17 protein-coding genes and 1 pseudogene are annotated in these 15,995 nt (G+C 43.2%); 9 read left to right on the forward strand and 9 right to left on the reverse strand.

Going from position 1 to position 15,995, the window contains the following annotated elements; translation table 11 throughout:
* Nucleotides 1-20: 20 nt before the first annotated feature.
* Nucleotides 21-1,073: an integrase domain-containing protein gene (locus tag INP79_RS08435; RefSeq protein WP_194753738.1), complete on the reverse strand. Its 1,053-nt coding sequence runs from the start codon at nt 1,071-1,073 to the stop codon at nt 21-23.
* A gap of 651 nt (nt 1,074-1,724) precedes the next feature.
* On the opposite strand from INP79_RS08435, the gene INP79_RS08440 reads away from it, so the two are divergent.
* The 6 genes from INP79_RS08440 (at nt 1,725) to INP79_RS08465 (ending at nt 5,728) form a co-directional block, all read left to right on the forward strand.
* Nucleotides 1,725-2,018 (forward strand): hypothetical protein, encoded by a 294-nt coding sequence (locus tag INP79_RS08440; protein ID WP_194753739.1) that lies wholly within the window; start codon nt 1,725-1,727, stop codon nt 2,016-2,018.
* Between the two features lie 236 nt (nt 2,019-2,254).
* Complete coding sequence (locus tag INP79_RS08445; protein WP_194753740.1) at nt 2,255-3,328, forward strand: PRTRC system protein D; 1,074 nt, start codon at nt 2,255-2,257, stop codon at nt 3,326-3,328.
* Nucleotides 3,329-3,331: 3 nt separating this feature from the next.
* Nucleotides 3,332-3,652, forward strand: a complete 321-nt coding sequence (locus INP79_RS08450; RefSeq protein ID WP_194753741.1) for a hypothetical protein — start codon at nt 3,332-3,334, stop codon at nt 3,650-3,652.
* 67 nt (nt 3,653-3,719) lie between these two features.
* Nucleotides 3,720-4,013, forward strand: a complete 294-nt coding sequence (locus INP79_RS08455; RefSeq protein ID WP_194753742.1) for a hypothetical protein — start codon at nt 3,720-3,722, stop codon at nt 4,011-4,013.
* A gap of 106 nt (nt 4,014-4,119) precedes the next feature.
* On the forward strand, nt 4,120-5,064 hold the full coding sequence (locus INP79_RS08460) for a J domain-containing protein (protein ID WP_194753743.1): 945 nt from the start codon (nt 4,120-4,122) through the stop codon (nt 5,062-5,064).
* A gap of 52 nt (nt 5,065-5,116) precedes the next feature.
* Complete coding sequence (locus INP79_RS08465; RefSeq protein WP_194753744.1) at nt 5,117-5,728, forward strand: hypothetical protein; 612 nt, start codon at nt 5,117-5,119, stop codon at nt 5,726-5,728.
* Between the two features lie 71 nt (nt 5,729-5,799).
* Here INP79_RS08465 and INP79_RS08470 read toward each other — a convergent pair whose 3' ends face one another.
* From INP79_RS08470 to mobH, 3 genes are read right to left on the reverse strand one after another with little or no spacing between them, the layout of a single operon-like run.
* Complete coding sequence (locus INP79_RS08470; RefSeq protein WP_194753745.1) at nt 5,800-6,486, reverse strand: hypothetical protein; 687 nt, start codon at nt 6,484-6,486, stop codon at nt 5,800-5,802.
* 13 nt (nt 6,487-6,499) lie between these two features.
* Nucleotides 6,500-8,365 (reverse strand): conjugative transfer system coupling protein TraD, encoded by a 1,866-nt coding sequence (traD, locus tag INP79_RS08475; RefSeq protein ID WP_194753746.1) that lies wholly within the window; start codon nt 8,363-8,365, stop codon nt 6,500-6,502.
* Entirely contained in the window at nt 8,362-10,161 is a 1,800-nt protein-coding gene (gene mobH / locus INP79_RS08480) for a MobH family relaxase (RefSeq protein ID WP_194753747.1), read from the reverse strand. Before mobH ends, traD begins: the two co-directional genes overlap by 4 nt.
* 194 nt (nt 10,162-10,355) lie before the next feature.
* Between mobH and INP79_RS08485 the strand changes: the two genes are divergently transcribed.
* Together INP79_RS08485 and INP79_RS08490 are read left to right on the forward strand one after the other, a co-directional pair.
* The gene (locus tag INP79_RS08485; RefSeq protein ID WP_194753748.1) at nt 10,356-10,610 is read left to right on the forward strand and encodes a helix-turn-helix domain-containing protein; all 255 of its coding nucleotides are present in this window, start codon (nt 10,356-10,358) and stop codon (nt 10,608-10,610) included.
* A complete protein-coding gene (locus INP79_RS08490) occupies nt 10,591-11,484 on the forward strand; it encodes a site-specific integrase (RefSeq protein WP_194753749.1) in 894 nt (297 codons plus the stop codon). The genes INP79_RS08485 and INP79_RS08490 overlap by 20 nt, the downstream gene beginning before the upstream one ends.
* A gap of 172 nt (nt 11,485-11,656) precedes the next feature.
* Here INP79_RS08490 and istB read toward each other — a convergent pair whose 3' ends face one another.
* The 3 genes from istB to INP79_RS08505 form a co-directional block, all read right to left on the reverse strand.
* Nucleotides 11,657-12,403 carry an IS21-like element helper ATPase IstB gene (gene istB, locus INP79_RS08495; RefSeq protein ID WP_194753569.1) on the reverse strand — a complete coding sequence of 249 codons (747 nt, stop codon included), beginning with the start codon at nt 12,401-12,403 and terminating at the stop codon, nt 11,657-11,659.
* A 2-nt stretch (nt 12,404-12,405) separates the two neighbouring features.
* Nucleotides 12,406-13,953 carry an IS21 family transposase gene (gene istA, locus INP79_RS08500; RefSeq protein WP_194753570.1) on the reverse strand — a complete coding sequence of 516 codons (1,548 nt, stop codon included), beginning with the start codon at nt 13,951-13,953 and terminating at the stop codon, nt 12,406-12,408.
* 214 nt (nt 13,954-14,167) lie between these two features.
* Nucleotides 14,168-14,407 carry a hypothetical protein gene (locus INP79_RS08505; RefSeq protein WP_194753571.1) on the reverse strand — a complete coding sequence of 80 codons (240 nt, stop codon included), beginning with the start codon at nt 14,405-14,407 and terminating at the stop codon, nt 14,168-14,170.
* Between the two features lie 90 nt (nt 14,408-14,497).
* Between INP79_RS08505 and INP79_RS08510 the strand changes: the two genes are divergently transcribed.
* Nucleotides 14,498-15,478 (forward strand): hypothetical protein, encoded by a 981-nt coding sequence (locus INP79_RS08510; protein ID WP_194753572.1) that lies wholly within the window; start codon nt 14,498-14,500, stop codon nt 15,476-15,478.
* Here INP79_RS08510 and INP79_RS15655 read toward each other — a convergent pair.
* Together INP79_RS15655 and merD are read right to left on the reverse strand one after the other, a co-directional pair.
* The gene (locus INP79_RS15655; protein WP_370583238.1) at nt 15,463-15,645 is read right to left on the reverse strand and encodes an XRE family transcriptional regulator; all 183 of its coding nucleotides are present in this window, start codon (nt 15,643-15,645) and stop codon (nt 15,463-15,465) included. The two genes, INP79_RS08510 and INP79_RS15655, sit on opposite strands and share 16 nt — an antisense overlap.
* Before the next feature lie 23 nt (nt 15,646-15,668).
* Nucleotides 15,669-15,935: pseudogene (gene merD, locus INP79_RS08520) on the reverse strand (mercuric resistance transcriptional repressor MerD); the annotation flags it as partial.
* Nucleotides 15,936-15,995: the final 60 nt, after the last annotated feature.

The raw sequence follows: 15,995 nt of genomic DNA on the forward strand, positions 1-15,995 counted from the left end.
TGGGGTGATTTGATCCATGCTTAGTTACCTCCGAATAAACCAAGTAAGCCCTGACGACCATCCTCAATTGTTTTCTTCACTCTTGAGGTCTTTTTCGGACTTGGTGTATTTGTTGCCGCCTTAACCGCCGCCGCCCTCACCTTCTCTTGTTGCTTGAGGTGCCGGTCATTGCCAATATAGGCAGCCGTGATGGTTGTCCTGCTATGACCCAGTTCCTCACTCACCCGCGCCTTGGCATATTGAACGTCAGCTTCAGCCGCCGGACTCGTAGGCACAGGCAGTTCTTGAGCACGCACTGGCGACTCTCTACCCGATAACTCTTCAAACCTGTTATTGGCGTATTGGTGACGCAGCCCATGTCCTGTTACGCCCAGGTCTTTCTTGGTCAGCCCAAACTTGCGCAACACATAGTTGTAGTGCTGGCAGGACTGCTCCAGTGTCATATACGGATAGCCAATGGTCGCAGTCGGTTTCGCCCCGGCCACGGCCTTTGCATACTGGAGTGCATTGATCTGCGCTTGGGTACGGACAACGATAATCCGCTCACGCCCACCCTTCGTACCATCCCGCACGCGGATAGCGCCATGCTCAGTGCCCTCGACGGACTCCCAGTTACGGTTAGGCTTGAAGCTCAATGCTTCCATACGGCGTAACCCGAAAGCCTGAATCATGAGCAGCTGCGCGGCGGCATGCTTGGAGTACGCCTCGATCTCTTGCAGCTTCTGCACGACATCAAAGCCAGCGGCCGTCCATGACATATCCCGTTGCGCAACCTGGCTACGCTTTACCTTGGCCGGGTCACTGACGTATAACTCGCTTGGCTTAATCATGCCCTTTTTGCCAATCCACTCGGCAAACGTGCGGAACACGGAGATACGGTTCTGAATCGTAGACGCGCTCAAGCCCTTGCCTTCCCAATGGGACGCCAAAGCTCGCATATGCTTCTCAGTGAAGTTGCGCGGGTTCTGCACCTTGTACCCCAGCTCGATCAACTCACTAAAGCCTTGATAGAGTTTTTCTATCCTTGCCTGCTTGGTCAACCGCCCTACACGTCTATCTCCATTCACGGACATGTGGTTACTGCTATCTATGATTTCTTGCAGTTCTGTCTTCCACCCATAGCGGTGACTGCCCTTCCCTTTTACAGGGCTAGGCGCAGATTTGGTTTTCGTCTGATGTAGGTCTTGCATGTACATCACCTCTTAATAGTATTCGTTGGCATTGATGTCGCAACTGGACACCGATGATTTAGCCTTCATCAAGGCCGGGCAATTAAGCGTTTACCGTAAGGATCTGGCTCGCAATCATATCTGCCGTTTCTGGCTCAATACGAATCCGGATGTACCAATTACAATTCATCCAGGCACCCAACACATCGTTGAGTGAGCATCGCTAGTTTTTATCGTCAAAACTAGGAAAACAACCAAATTAAGTGACCACCACACAGCTAATCGCCCTCCCGCTCTGCTAACAAGCAGGGACTAGCCTTACATCTTCGTACGCATGCTTAAACGATCTATCATCGTTGCCCAATTTTTTATAGGGCAGCCCTGCGTAAGCCAGCCATACGCGCAATGGTATGCACCGGTTCGTGAGTGTGGTTAAGAAGTGTTCTGTGCCATTAGATCAATGGCGAGTTCAGCAAAGCCCTATAGCGTTCAGTGCTGATTGATTTTGGACAGTGAATGTCCTGAATGGTAATCGTGGGATTACGGGGTATTACTTTGGATGGCAACTCAAGCGATATATCCCCTGAGTCGCTGGCTGTCCATATCGGAATCAGCGCATTTTGGAATGCTGGTATTTTTAAGCGCATCAGCTATGCACTAGTTCATATCGGGAGAACTACGCCACTGAGAGCAAGAATACACAAAAAAACCGCAGAGTGTCAAATATTTAAAACAGGTCTTATCTGGACATTCACTATTGAAAAGTCTTTTGGAGACCGCATGGGTATTGGATTTGGTGGTCACTCTCTGTTGAACTCTAATAGAGAAAATATTGCTAAACGCTTGTAAGCGTCAAAGAATTTGAAGTGCAACAATTTAAGGTGGTTTTCATACAGTTAACGCTTACATGACGCTTATACGCGTCAACTAAAATGGAGACCCAATTCAAGGCACCCTTTAACGCTTATATGACGTTTATAAGCGTTAACTGTGTTGGATAGGCGCTCAATTGCTCGGTTATCTAACAACACATCAAAAAATGCTCTCCATTACCATCTGAGTACCATTTTTATGAGGGAAATGTCATGGATAGTATTGTTAGAGCACTCGATGTTGGTTACGGGAATGTGAAGTTCGTTAAAAAACATAGCAGCATGGCAGTGCGGCCGATCTGCGATAAATTTGCATCACGCGCAGTGATTTCAAACGAAGTGGATATTTCGGGTGGCTTTATGTCTCGCCGTCGTACAGTGCACGTTGAAGTAGACGGAACCTCTTATGAGGTTGGTTACGATGTAGCTCTTGCTCAAGGCACCTATGATGAAACAACAAACTTGGATAAGGACTTCTGCAAAACGCCTCCATATATGGCCAGAGTATTAGGCGCCTTGAACTATATGTATGACGACCTGGGCGACCGCAAAGAAATTGATTTGTTGGTTTGTGGTCTGCCGGTTAGCACCTATATGCTCTACCGTGAAGATATGCAGGCTTTGCTGACCAAGACGTTTAACCTACCAGGTGGAAAAACTATCAAGGTAAACCGCGTTAGCGTTATTCCACAGCCATTGGGTGCCTACTTTAACTACGTTTATCCAGATACGATTACAAGCGCCTCAACCGCAGCCAGCGACCAATTCAAAAAACAGAACAACTTGGTAATAGATCCAGGCTTCTTTACTTTTGACTGGTTGGTTTCCAAAGGGATGATGCCAAACACTAACCGGTCAGGATCAGCATTCCGAGGCATGTCTGCAGTAATTCGCGCCATGGCTGAATCAATTTCTGCCAAGGAAAAGGTTGATATTAATGGTGTATTTAAGATTCTGGACGATGCTCTCCGTGAAGGCACAGCACCGCGGATATTCGGAAAAGAAATTGATTTGTCCTTGTATAAGGATCGCGCAAACGGTGTTGTAAACGAAGCTGTTGGCAATTTGCTCAATAGCGTTGGCGACGGCGCCGACATTGATAACATCATGGTGGCAGGAGGTGGGACACCATTTTTCATTGATATTATCCGCGACAGGTTTCCCCGTCATAACGTACTAACATCAGATGAACCTGTTTTCGCAAATGTTATGGGTTTCCAGAAAGCTGGTATCAGGCAAATGATGAAAGCAGCTAAGCCTCAAAATCAAAATCGAAGCCTGGTGTAAATTATGGCCGAGTCATTACGTATCAACATTCTTATAGACCCGGATTTATTTCCGGACATCTATGAAGATTACATGAGGATGAAAAAGACCAAAAAGCGTGTGGATGGCTCAAGGATACTGCATCTAGCAACAATTGGCTTAATGATGACTCGCCAAAACGGTATCGATGCAGCGCCGGCATTTGCGAAAAGTCCAGATATTGAGCCTCCTGTTACAAAGGTCGATGTAGTTAAATCTCTTGCTGTCGACGTGGGTGAAGTTCAGGTCATAGATGATGATGAAGCCGATGCTTTGAACAATGTTTTTTCTGGCAACTTTTCTTAATTTGCCTCTTGATTTCACGAAAACTCATGTTTAACTGTAATTAAGAACACGAGAAAGGTGGATCAAGATGAGCAAACAGAATTTAATTATGGTTGATTTCGCAAGACATGATATCCGTAGCGTTGCCGCAATGTTGCGTGGTCAAGGTGATGGTCGTGAAGTAAAGCTGAACGAGTTTATTACTCGTGAATCTCTGAAGGATCCATTAGTGAGCGAAGAGAAATTGAGCGAAGATTTTAAGATTCAAGCTCGGGCTGAGTTTCATCGTGACATTCATGAGATTCGCCGCAATGTAGGCGATACATGGATTGATGATAAACCAAAACGCTCACTGTTAGGTTTTTTGAAATTTAGCAGCTAATCATAGCTGGTATTAAGGGCCATAGATGCGAAAGCTCTATGGCTTTTTTATTTGTAAATGTAATATTTGATGCGTACAACCAAACATACATTCTGCACAATAAAAAATGAAAAAGGTACACACCCATTACGACAACCTCAAAGTGGCCAGGAACGCGCCCATAGAGGTCATCAGAGCTGCCTATAAGACACTTTCACAAAAGTATCACCCAGACCGAAATCCAGATAATCCAGAAGCCTCAAAGATTATGGCCATCATCAATGGCTCGTACGAGGTTTTATCCGATCCGGTACAACGTAAAGAACATGACGAATGGATTGCTGAGAAGGAATCAGCCAAGTCTACACGCAATGGAAGTCAGGATTCACCGTCACCATCTAACACAGAGGAAGATGTGCAACCTCAAGCAACAAAACCTGCTGAGAGTTCCCAAGGTTCGTACACACAAGGTGTGACATTTTCTAGTGTCATTTATTTTGCTATCAAATATTGGTATGTATTTTTACTCATTGGATTAATTTTCTTTTCTGAAACTAAGCCAAAAAGCATTCAATCGGACACACCTCCCTATTCATCTGAACCGCCAGCACCTATAAATTATGAGAGGGTAACAATCAATGATGAATTTGTAGGGCCCTATGAGCGACCGTCAAAAGCTCCGAATGGTAAACCATGGCCAAAGACCGCAGGTTATGTTCAGGGCTATCCCAAAGTTCATACCCACGGCCATTCTACTGTCACAGTGGACAACACTAAAAATGACTCTGATGTGTTCGTGAAGTTAGTAGCTCTGGAGAATGACAAATCGTTTCCTGTTCGCCAGTTTTTTATCCCTGCGTTTTCAAAATTCACATTAAATAATGTTACACAGGGAAAATACGATATTCGTTATCGAGATTTAGACAACGGGCAGCTGTCTAGGGCAGAATCATTTGAATTGATAGAAACAGAAATGGAAACTGGAACTCAGTTTAGCAAATACACGCTAACTTTATACACTGTTGACGATGGAAATATACAAACATACGACTTAGCTGAGAGTGAGTTTTAATTTTCTTGCCTGCAACTTCAGGACGGGGTGAACCTTCACTTAGGCATTCATAATGAATCCAAACATTGTTAATCATGATGCACTTAGAGTTGCAACATTGGCGCAAGATATGACAAGCGAATACTTTGCACATGTTGCTGCCATGTATGTTGCAAGGCATCCCCGAGCCATTGATCTCTCTCCTGGCATTGAAGTTGGTCAGAACGTTCCAATTCTTCGTATTCCGCGGCGTGACGGCACTGATATGACCATATGGTTCAACCACTTCCTGGAAATAAATCAAAGACCAACAACTGCTCAGGCCTTTGATAAAGTCTGGTTGACCGGGGCGCTACTCGCTGTGGGTGATGCTTTGGGTGAGCATAATTACTTTGACCCATGCCCAGAGGCCCAAATGATTCGTCATCTTCGCAATGGCATCGCTCATGGCAATCGCTTCGACTTTCACCCTAAAGTTATTGATCAAAAGACGGGCAAGTTGAAACGCCCCGCAAACACATTTCGCTATTCCCCTTTACAAAGAATGCCCATTTATCAAATTGATACGCACCTGCAAGGTCAAGAGGTACTTTGGGGATGGGGCGGTCCTGATGCAGTTGTTGACTGTTTAATAATGCTCGGCGTGCATCTATTTAATGTCGCTCACGGGACTCAACATCAATAGCTTCTATAGGCAAAAAAAATCCTATGCTAGGCATAGGATTCATGTTCTTCTGTTTTGCATAATCTAATAAATTACCTAAAAACTTGTTGTTTGATAATCTTTTCCCAATCAAATTTGATTGTCTTAAGAAAGTGGTAGCTGAATATTTGATGCACCAGGTGAACTCTACTTAAAAGAGCTTCTTCTTTGGAAATAATGGTATTAGGTACGATGAGAAGTTGTTGAAAATCCGATGATCTTAGCCATTTACTGACTGGTGAGCTCAGCGTTCTCCAACACTCCCATCCCTTGTCCTCTACCAGTCCGAAAATATTGTGTCCAAGAATCTCATGGATGTTATTCGATAATCCAGTTACATATGCTTGAACCAAAACCACATGGTCTTCACCGTCTGGTTCAGAAAAGGATTTCTCTTTTGCAGTGGTATACATTTCCACTGCAGATTTTAGACAGACATCAAAAAGTGGCACCCCTGATTCTGATGGAAAGAATAACGTAAAGTAGGCCGCCAAATTTTGCGTAGGCTCAACTAAAAAAGGCCACTCGAAAAAGATTTGCTCTAGGTCATCCTTGATGCCTAATTTAGTTGCTGATCTTTCAACTGTTTTTTCTGGTGATTCGGCTATTACTTCTTTAAAGTTTGATAATTTGAAGGCATAGGAAAGGTCGTCGGGATCGATATACCAGGTATTTGTCGTGGCAGTATCCATAATCGACTTTAGGTCGTAGGTTTTAGTGGTTCCAGGCAGCTTATTCATATAGTTATGCATTTTATTTGAGTAAAGGAAATTCACCCTTAACCACCCTACCCCCTACTGATGCGATGTAATGGAAGTTTGGCAGTTTCCCCAGAAGGTCTAGCGGAATTGCTTTCTCTAGTTTTGAAGTCTTTGTTTCGCTTATCTTACCTGCATAGGCTGCCAGGTTTTCATCACTTGATGAGCCTGCGCCCTGCGAGAGAGTCTTGCTTGTTACGTAATGCTCTTCAAATGTTTCGCGAATATACTCTTGTGTGTCCCCATCTCTCAGGCGTAATGTTATCAGATTGTTAAAGTTGCCAAGCATTTGTCTAGACGCAGAGACACTTCCTAACTTCGCTTCGAAGTCTGATTTGGTCTGAGTAAACACATAGCACATGAAACCAGCCCCTCTACCTTTGTTCAGAATTGTCACAAATGGCGGGTTTACTACTTCTGAAGCTTCGTCGACAAACAACGAAATTTTTTTCTGGGCACCATCAGCAAAGTTGTACAAAGCACCTGCAACGGATGCTGCATCAGACAGCAGCAGAGAACCTACAGCGCTTGATACAGTTGAATCTGAAAGAGAGTCTAAACCAAAATAAGCACAGCAATCAGACTGGATTATCTTCTCGAAATCCCATATATCCCGTGTGTCATTCTCATCATCATAGTCTGGCGAAAGCATTTTTCCCAGTTCGCCAGATGTAAGCATTGACAATATTGGGTTAAGGTTTGCAACCATCTTGCCGAAGTGAGCAGCATCATGTTCAAAAATGGTGACTAAGCCATCAATAACGTCAAACGTAATACCATTCTGTACCAATTCACTGTTGTAATAGGCAAGATATCCTTTAACTCGTTCAGTGCTTGTTGCAGGGCGAGAAATATCTTTTTGTTGATTTGTCACATACCGCCTGGCCATAACTTCCCAATTAGGGTTCCCTTTTGAGAAACAAGAGATCATTACCTGTTCAAGCAAAGGCTCTACCCCGCCTTCTACGTACCGACGAATCTTAGTAAGACTTGGCTTTTCCTGAATTTCCAATAGGCCGAGGTTGATTGAGTTCAACACGTTCCAGGCGAAAGCAGTAAATGCATCGCCACCGGTTTCAGATGGAATTAGAGAAGAAATGCGGCTTGCAAATTCTGTTGGCCTGTTGAAGTTTTTCAAAGTGTCGAAGCGTACACTGTCACGTGGAAAGGCTAAATGAAACTTGATAAATCGACGCCCTGCACGCTCACATTCAATCCGCATTCTATTTTCTAGTGCTTTGTCACCTTTTGGATCGATTTGAATGACCACGTTGCCACGATGAATATCTTGCGTCACCAGAAGTTCGTTCAGGCGTGTCTTGCCGGCACCAGTAGTGCCAAAGATAAGTGTGTGGCCATAGAAAACCTCATATGGGGCAAATACACCCTTGATGTTAGGCTCAATGCCCTGAATCCAAGGTACACCTATACTCACAGGCACTGATTGAATTGGAGTACCTTCGAGCTTTTGAACAACAAGCCTAAATGTTTTGGGTGCGTAAAACATCTTCGGGTCGATTTTCTTTAAATCATATATGCGTTGCGTATGCTCCGGCAGCCAGTCGAATCCCATGCCAAGCCAACGCGAATCCATATTATCCTTGGAGTGTTTGGCCAGAACTGCGGGATTAATTGAGCGAGGTGGTGTTCCCTCCAGAGACAATCGAATTTCCCAGATTTTCCATGCCTGTAAAAAGCGTACTGATGCCATGGCCAAGACAATGCAGGCGCCGATGACAATCGCTGAAAACGGGAGATTGTATGAGAAGCAAATAAAAATGTAGATCGGACAGAGAATAAACCACGCTACAGCAGCGTAGGTTTCATAAACTGGTCGCCAAGGCATTATATTGTTTGTCACTTTTTACCTCTCTCTATAAAACCCAAACCTTTGGCAATTGAAGCGCTTAGTACAAAACACTCGATTTCTTGGCCACGATGTTTGATAGTTATTGTTTGTTTGGAAGATCCAGGTTTGGTAACTAGCCATCTCTTACCATTGGCACGATTTCCGATTTCTTTCAAAACCGGAATCTCGGACTGACCTTTGCTCCTGAATTCATCCACGCTAATTGCGAAGCCATCATCACAATAAAATATTGGAAAATCGGAGGACCCTTCCAAATAGTCATCCAATAAAGCACCAATTAGAAGTTTTGAATCTTCTGACAAAGTTTCGAATAATTCAGAGCGGCCTGTGTTTGGAACCAATTGCGTGCCACTGTCCTGCGCAGGTTCTTTTGGTGTCTGTTGAGGCTGTTTAGTGTTGCTAATTTGCTTTTCGGTCGTCGGGGTTTCCCGTTTATCCTCGGTTACCGGCGCTTTGGAATCTATTATCGGTTCTGTTGCTGCTTCAGCTGATGCTACAGGCGCCTCTTTATTTTCAGATGTTACGGTTACAGGAGTTGGCTGTGATTGCTCGGGCTCTGTAGATCGACCATCAATAAAGGAATACTTGATGGGTTTGTCAGTTTCGGCCAACATCAATATTGAAACATCAGCAAATCTCACCGACGCCATTAATTTTCCTGTACCAGGTAGCACAATCTCCCATAATGGGCCACCGGACCGATTTGGAAAGATAATCCCTGCATTCATGAGAATTTCTGCAAGCGTTTCCTGGCTTTCTGGTATGCCTGTAAGCTTTCTTTCTTTCATGAACTTTCTAATGTCTTTGGCAGCAGGCTCCCATATGCAGAACAATCCATCTTCGGAATACCAAAGTCTCGAACCTTTCTGATTCACCTTCCAATCACCTTGAGCATACAACGACCGCATAGCGTCAATGATGTGCGGTTCCATATGTGCGCCAAGCGTGAATTTACCGTACAACTCTGGATTCGACTTGATGTCATTGGTTACGCACTTTTCATACGACCGCATGACAATGTCGTAGAGGTGATTACCCGTGTTTGGGCGCGCAGCTCCAGTAATCGTTGCAGTCATAGCTGTAATGACATGCCCACCCTCAGCATTCATATACTGTAGGCAGTGTTGTGGAATGATTTGATTTAAGAGGTAAGCCGCGTTTGATTGTCTTTGTACGGCGTCAATGCCATTTATGGACTCATTCCAGCGAACGTAATATCGATTTATTTGATTTGCATGAAGCCATTTAACCAATGGCGTCAACAATTGCGGCCACTCGTTACCTTCATCATCCACTACTACGAGCGATGTAATTGGCCTATAAAGCTCGACACATAAACCTGCAACGAATGTGGCATAACACCATTTTGGTTGTAACACGCGTCTTTTATCGCTGTTCTCTCTACCAGAAAAAATAATTCCTGAAGCAGATTGAAGAGATAGAAAAGCCACTTCTAACCCGAGCCTAAACAACCCGCCAGCCCCTTTAAAGTGCTCCTTGCTTGTCGCCGGAAGCAAATGAACGTACTCAGCGTAGTTCTGAATTACTGGCAATACAAGCTTATCAAAGTCACTATCGGAGAACCCCATGGCAACTTTTATCTTGTCGATCAGGTAAGACTGAGACTGGATGATTTTGTCTACAGGATCAATAGGAAACCCTCTATCGAATGGAGGATATCTATTTACCTCAATCTCTTTCTCGATAGTGCGCACGTTTTTAGGCTGATAGTCATCGACATCAGGCTGAGTTTTTCTAACAAAGAATCTAAGTAGGCTCATAGACATATAGTCTCTTTAATAAAGTTTATGAAGCAAGATTAAATAGACTCATAAATTCGTTGTTATGTAACTTTGCTTTTGTAACTCCATGAATATATAGGAGATTATGGAATAAGCAAATTTTGATTGTCATAATTCCGAGTATACTCGGAGGAAGTAATCGAAGTACCTATGTATATTGCAGCGAATGAGGGGCTGCAATGTCACAGGAAAGACAAGCTGTCGGGAATGTTTTCCGCGCTTTAAGGAAAAAAACAGGTTTAACGCAGGAGGCCGTTGCATTTCGCAGTGGTTTAGACCGTACCTATGTCTCTATGATTGAGTTAGGCAAGAACTCCCCGACAATCGATACCGCATGTATTCTCTGTAAGACAATGCACACATCTTTTTCTGAATTTGCAGCCATGTTAGAAGTTGAGTTGGCGCAAATTAAAGATGAAGACAGTTCTGTTTAAGGTAGCACTCCAGAAATACAAAAATACAGTTTCGATTCTCAAAAAAGGCTTTGAGCAGGAGCGTTACCGAATCGAGCAGTTATGTAGATCCGAACTAAGTAACAAACCCACCCACAAAATCACAAGTGTCGATATTGCAGAGTATCGTGACTTGAGATTGTCAGAAATCAATCCCAGGACAAAGAAGGCACTCTCCCCTGCCTCGGTTCGACTTGAATTATCGCTATTGAGCTCTGTATTCGATATCTGCCGAATTGAATGGGGATACTGTGAAGGCAACCCAGTCACAAATGTACGAAAACCAAAACCCTCACCGGGTAGAGAGCGTCGCCTAACTGCCAGAGAAGAAAAGTTAATCCTCCGTTATGCATACAGTCATAAAAATAAGGATTTGTACGCAATTGTTGTTTTTGCATTAGAAACGGCTATGCGTCAGGGCGAAATCCTCAATTTGAAATGGGAGCATCTAAATCTCAAATCACGGATTGCTCACCTCCCAGAAACCAAGAATGGTTCTAAGCGTGATGTACCACTATCAATTGCTGCGCGTGATGTAGTGATTAGCATGGGTGTTAAAAGTAAAGGTCGTGTGTTTGGCTATACAAAGTTCGGTATTAAATCTACTTGGAGGTTCATGCTGCAGAAGCTGGGCATCGAAGATTTGCACTTTCATGATTTGAGACATGAGGCTATTTCTCGACTATTCGAAAAGGGGACTTTAGAGATGATGGAAATAGCCGCAATAAGTGGCCACAAATCTTTATCGATGCTAAAGCGGTACACCCATTTAAAAGCTCAAAAGTTAGTAAGCAAACTAGAAGGTAACAAAAATAAAGGTCGACAAGTGATTATCGCGGAATCGCATGAGTTTTAATCACCCAATCTCATCTAATTTGCTCACCAGTGGTATTTAATTTAATCATTGATTGCATAAAATTGCTCAGTGATTGCATTGGAAAGTTCATCAGTGGCATATTTTTGCTCAATCTCACAAAAAAGTTCAGTCATTAGGGACTACTCTGGAAAACAGTCCCTAATGATAATAGCTATTTTTTAGGTGCCTTTTGTTTCCTTAAAGATTCGCCTTTAAGACTAATACTATGAGCGGTATGTACTAACCGATCCATCACAGCATCCGCTGTAGTTGGATCTCCCAGAAAAGCGTGCCATCTCTCTGGTGGATACTGACTGGTAATTACAAAGGAACCTGTCTCCAGTCTTTCTCTTTCATCAACGATATCCAGCAGCGCGCGAGCTATTTTTTGATCGAAAGGCATGATTCCTAAATCATCAATCATTACGATAGATGCCTTAATATACTTGGCTTTCAGTAAAGGGAGCGAGCCATTCTCAATTGCCAGGATAATTTCTTCTGCTAATTGACTGGATGTTCTATAGATAACGGAAAAACCATTTCTACACGCTTGCATTCCAAGCGCACAGGCCACCCAGCTTTTACCCGTTCCGGTAGCCCCATCAATGACTATGTGAGCCCCTTTGCGAACCCAGTCGCATGCGGCTAGTACGGAGAAAAGATTTTTATCCAACCCTCTAGTTGTTCGATAATCTAAATTCTCCAAACATGCATTTGGATACCTAAATTTTGCCAAGCTCAGTAATCTGCTCATTCTTTTCGTATCACGGGAAGATAACTCGCAATCGATCAATATTCCCATCTGTTCATCAAAACTTAAACCATGAAATGCTGGCTTGTCAAAATTTGAAGACAATGCCTCGGCCATTCCTGTTAATTTTAAATCTTTAAGTTTCCCCAACAATTGCTGTGTCATCATGCTTAATTTCTCCCTAATTTATAGTAGTCGCCGCCACGGATATTGATGTGGTGCCCATGTTTCTCTGTACCAATATCGTCCATATTTCTTTTATCCACCTTGCTTCTGAAAATGGATAAGATGCTGCTGTGGGTGATGGAATTAATTTTTAGAGCGTATTCACATACTTCTTCTAATCGCTCCGATGAATGTTGAATTCCCAATTTCTGTATGGCTTTTGCAGTGCGAATACCGTTTGGAAGATGGCGACTTTCAGTCAAATGCTGACCAAATACTTTTTCGGTTGACTCTCCAACCTTTCGCGCCCATTCAATAAGTTTATCCACACCGCCATCCGCATATTGCTGATGTGATGCTGGCATATGATGCTTTTCTGTTGTGTAGCCACCGGATACAGTACTAATGATATGAATAGCGACCTGTTTCCCGTTATGCATTAACTCTAGAGTTTTGCTGCCGGCACGAACGTCGACGAATGAATGTCGGAGCACATGTGGGACAGAGTAGTAATGCCCTTCATACAAAACATGATAGTTTTCACCTACACGAACATTTAGTCGCCACAGCCCATAGGCGTATCTGGTTTGAGGTAGCATTTTCAGCGCGGGTTTATCTAACAATTCGAATCTCTGGAGCCTAGACGCTTTATAAGCCTTCATTTCTTTATTGTTGAATATCTCAAGAAGTCTTTTAATTCCAGCGTTAGCCTCATCCAAAGAATAGAATTTGATATCACGCAATGCTGCAAGTATCCATCTCTGAATCAATTGCACAGATACCTCAACGGGGCCTTTATCGTTTGGCTTTCTAACCCTGGCCGGTAACACTACAGTTCCGTAGTGATCTGCGAATTCGGCGAATGTTGGGTTAATAATGATTGTTTGAGGAGTATTTTTTGTAACGGCTGACTTTAGATTGTCAGGAATTAAAAACCTTGGCGCTCCACCAAAATATTCTAATGCTTTCACATTGCATTCAATCCAGTCAGGAATGGATTGAGTCCAGACAGCCATGCAAAATGAATAGCTGGATGCTCCTAAAGTGGCGACAAATATTTCGGCATCTCGCCATGTATGACCATCTTTTTCGTATATACGGATTTTTCTACCCGCAAAATCCAGATAACTGTTCTCACCGGGAAGATTAATCTTCCTCATACTGATGCGCTGTTTTTTAACCCACTTTAAATAAAGACGCGCTGCATGAGAATATGAAATACCTTCAGGATTTTCCTCATGCCACTCTTCCCAGAGCAATTTAACGGTTACATCTTTATCACTTTGGATATCTGTATGCCAATCTAACCAATTCGGGTAATTATCATCACTTTTTTTATCTTGATCATTTCCACGAAAAGCGGCTAGAAACTCTGTATCGGTTAATTCTTTCAACTCACTCCAAGAGTAAGCAATATTAGGTAATTGCTTTGCAATCACATTGACGCTGTTAGGCGCAACATTTTCTCTAGCAGCTATTTCACGATTTGATAAATCGCTGGACTCACATAAGCGTTTTACAATATTTCTTATTTGATTTACTTTTAAAGCCATTCTATTCCCCATGATGATTCGCCTAAGGTGATGTAGGCAGAATATGATTCGAGATTGATTTACCTATTCAATAGATAAAAGAAGGGCCTCGACCTTGACAGTCGATAAAAGTGCGTAGACAATATCCGTAAACATCAAGGCGGCAATCTTGATTGGAAAGTCAGAGGCTTGGGTCTATACCCAAGCTTTTGCACTTCTAGGCCTCAAAACATCGTTATATCAGTCCATCTTGATTCCCCTTTATTAAGTTTTTTCCCATTACAATTGATGCCCCATCTTTTGGGGTGTTTGATTGGTCATGTATCCACTTATAAAAATCCAAAGTTATAAACAGGCGTTGTCGCCCAACTTTAAATGAAGGCGGCATAGGAAGTCCTAGACTAAGCCTGTTGCGCGCAGTTGCTTCCGATATTTTTAGAACCTGACTTACCTGCTTAAGATTCATAGTTTCCATAGTCTGCCTTCATATTCGTAGATATCACGATGTATCATGGTATGAATTTTCTTAACTCAAAGATGCAGGCCAATTTGGACACTTGCCCCCATGCCGCTATATATTGCTGACGAACAAATTGAAAATACGTTAGGTACAACTGTTGCTTGTGCTTTAAAAGCAATCAAAATGGATATACAAGACCATTCCGTGACACCTAGCCTAGCTTTAGGGCTCATCAAAAAGTATCTGCAGCCACTGATGCCTGAAGCAGATAAAGACATTTTGGGTAAGTTAAAACAAGTCACTTGGGATGAGCTGCATTGGGCCTATCCGGAGATTATTTTTCGTGGAGGACAACCAACCGGTTTGCTTGCAGATATTGGTGTAAGTATTGATTTGATTTGTAGATACACCACGAACCCTCCTAGAGAGTTCCTTAGTCAAGAAACAGTAGAGGTCGGTAATTTTTTACTACTATGTGAGCACTTGAACATAAGAATAAGTGATGAGGTTCGTTATTCAAATAATCGAAAATTCGATGTATTCAATACCTGTAAATACTGCTGGAGGCAACCTGTGCCTGGAAGATTGATATGTTCATCGCATACTGCCGGCGATAAACATTCTCCTGTTGTATTAAGTGCTAAAAATGAATTGTCAGAAAACTCACCCTCAGCAAATTACAAAGAGAGTAAGCGTCAGAAACCCTTTTTCGATGAGTTCATAAAGTCGACGTTAAGTAGAGAAATATGGGAGTTTCATGAAAGCGGTTTCAGCTCACCAACTTTAATCCCATCGCACAACATTTTTAAATGGTTACTGGATAGAAGGCCGCACGTAGCGAACTTACTTGCTCAGCAGAATATGGTAGTAAATGATGACGAAATCATTGATAGCTTACTTTTGTTACTACATAGTCCAGAAGGCTTCACCAACACACAACTCGAACCTTATCAAAAAACCAATCATTTGATTAAAACAAACCCTGTATTGATTTGGCCGATGTTATTGCGTGCTGAGGCATGGTTGCATGCACGAAAAACTTTGCGGAGTAATTGGGGCGGAAAAAGAACTCAGGAAAGAAATTGATTCAATTCAATTTGTATTTGATTTAAAACCTTAGTCGGATCTGTGTCATTACTTGCAATCAGGTAGGATAACGTTAATAACGTGAGGGGATGTATACCAATTACTTTTGCTATTGCATCCACTTTTTCGACTGTAGGCGAGTATAAGCCACGCTCTAATGTACTCACATACGTACGACTGGAAATTTCAGGCGCAGATCAGCAAGATGCGCCACCGCTTTATCGCTGTCTGCGGCATCCAGTGCCCGACACAGCCGTGTCAGCATGTCGAGGCTGATACCCGCTTCAAAGGCAGCCCACACGAAGCACAGCCGCTACAAAGCATCCGCATCGAACAAGCCGTAGCCGCCTGCGGCGCGTTCCACCAGCCGCAACAACCCACGCAGCATATAGTCGCGCACGACATGCACGCTCACGCCGGCATCATGGGCCAGACGGGACACCGTGTAGGCATTCATCGCACACCTCCTTTTGGTTGGTTCGCGGCAATGCACGTACCGTTTCGCCGAGTTCAATCC

The sequence above is a fragment of the Methylophilus sp. QUAN genome (genome assembly GCF_015354445.1).
Classification (GTDB): Bacteria; Pseudomonadota; Gammaproteobacteria; order Burkholderiales; family Methylophilaceae; genus Methylophilus.

Bases quoted from the DNA above. Each gene is read 5' to 3' on its own strand.
- INP79_RS08450 (WP_194753741.1), top strand. From the start codon at position 3,332: ATGGCCGAGTCATTACGTATCAACATTCTTATAGACCCGGATTTATTT.
- INP79_RS08505 (WP_194753571.1), bottom strand. From the start codon at position 14,407: ATGGAAACTATGAATCTTAAGCAGGTAAGTCAGGTTCTAAAAATATCG.
- INP79_RS08465 (WP_194753744.1), top strand. From the start codon at position 5,117: ATGAATCCAAACATTGTTAATCATGATGCACTTAGAGTTGCAACATTG.
- INP79_RS08485 (WP_194753748.1), top strand. From the start codon at position 10,356: ATGTCACAGGAAAGACAAGCTGTCGGGAATGTTTTCCGCGCTTTAAGG.
- INP79_RS08510 (WP_194753572.1), top strand. From the start codon at position 14,498: ATGCCGCTATATATTGCTGACGAACAAATTGAAAATACGTTAGGTACA.
- INP79_RS08470 (WP_194753745.1), bottom strand. From the start codon at position 6,486: ATGAATAAGCTGCCTGGAACCACTAAAACCTACGACCTAAAGTCGATT.
- INP79_RS08435 (WP_194753738.1), bottom strand. From the start codon at position 1,073: ATGTCCGTGAATGGAGATAGACGTGTAGGGCGGTTGACCAAGCAGGCA.
- INP79_RS08455 (WP_194753742.1), top strand. From the start codon at position 3,720: ATGAGCAAACAGAATTTAATTATGGTTGATTTCGCAAGACATGATATC.
- INP79_RS08460 (WP_194753743.1), top strand. From the start codon at position 4,120: ATGAAAAAGGTACACACCCATTACGACAACCTCAAAGTGGCCAGGAAC.
- istB (WP_194753569.1), bottom strand. From the start codon at position 12,403: ATGATGACACAGCAATTGTTGGGGAAACTTAAAGATTTAAAATTAACA.
- INP79_RS08445 (WP_194753740.1), top strand. From the start codon at position 2,255: ATGGATAGTATTGTTAGAGCACTCGATGTTGGTTACGGGAATGTGAAG.
- INP79_RS08490 (WP_194753749.1), top strand. From the start codon at position 10,591: ATGAAGACAGTTCTGTTTAAGGTAGCACTCCAGAAATACAAAAATACA.
- istA (WP_194753570.1), bottom strand. From the start codon at position 13,953: ATGGCTTTAAAAGTAAATCAAATAAGAAATATTGTAAAACGCTTATGT.
- mobH (WP_194753747.1), bottom strand. From the start codon at position 10,161: ATGTCTATGAGCCTACTTAGATTCTTTGTTAGAAAAACTCAGCCTGAT.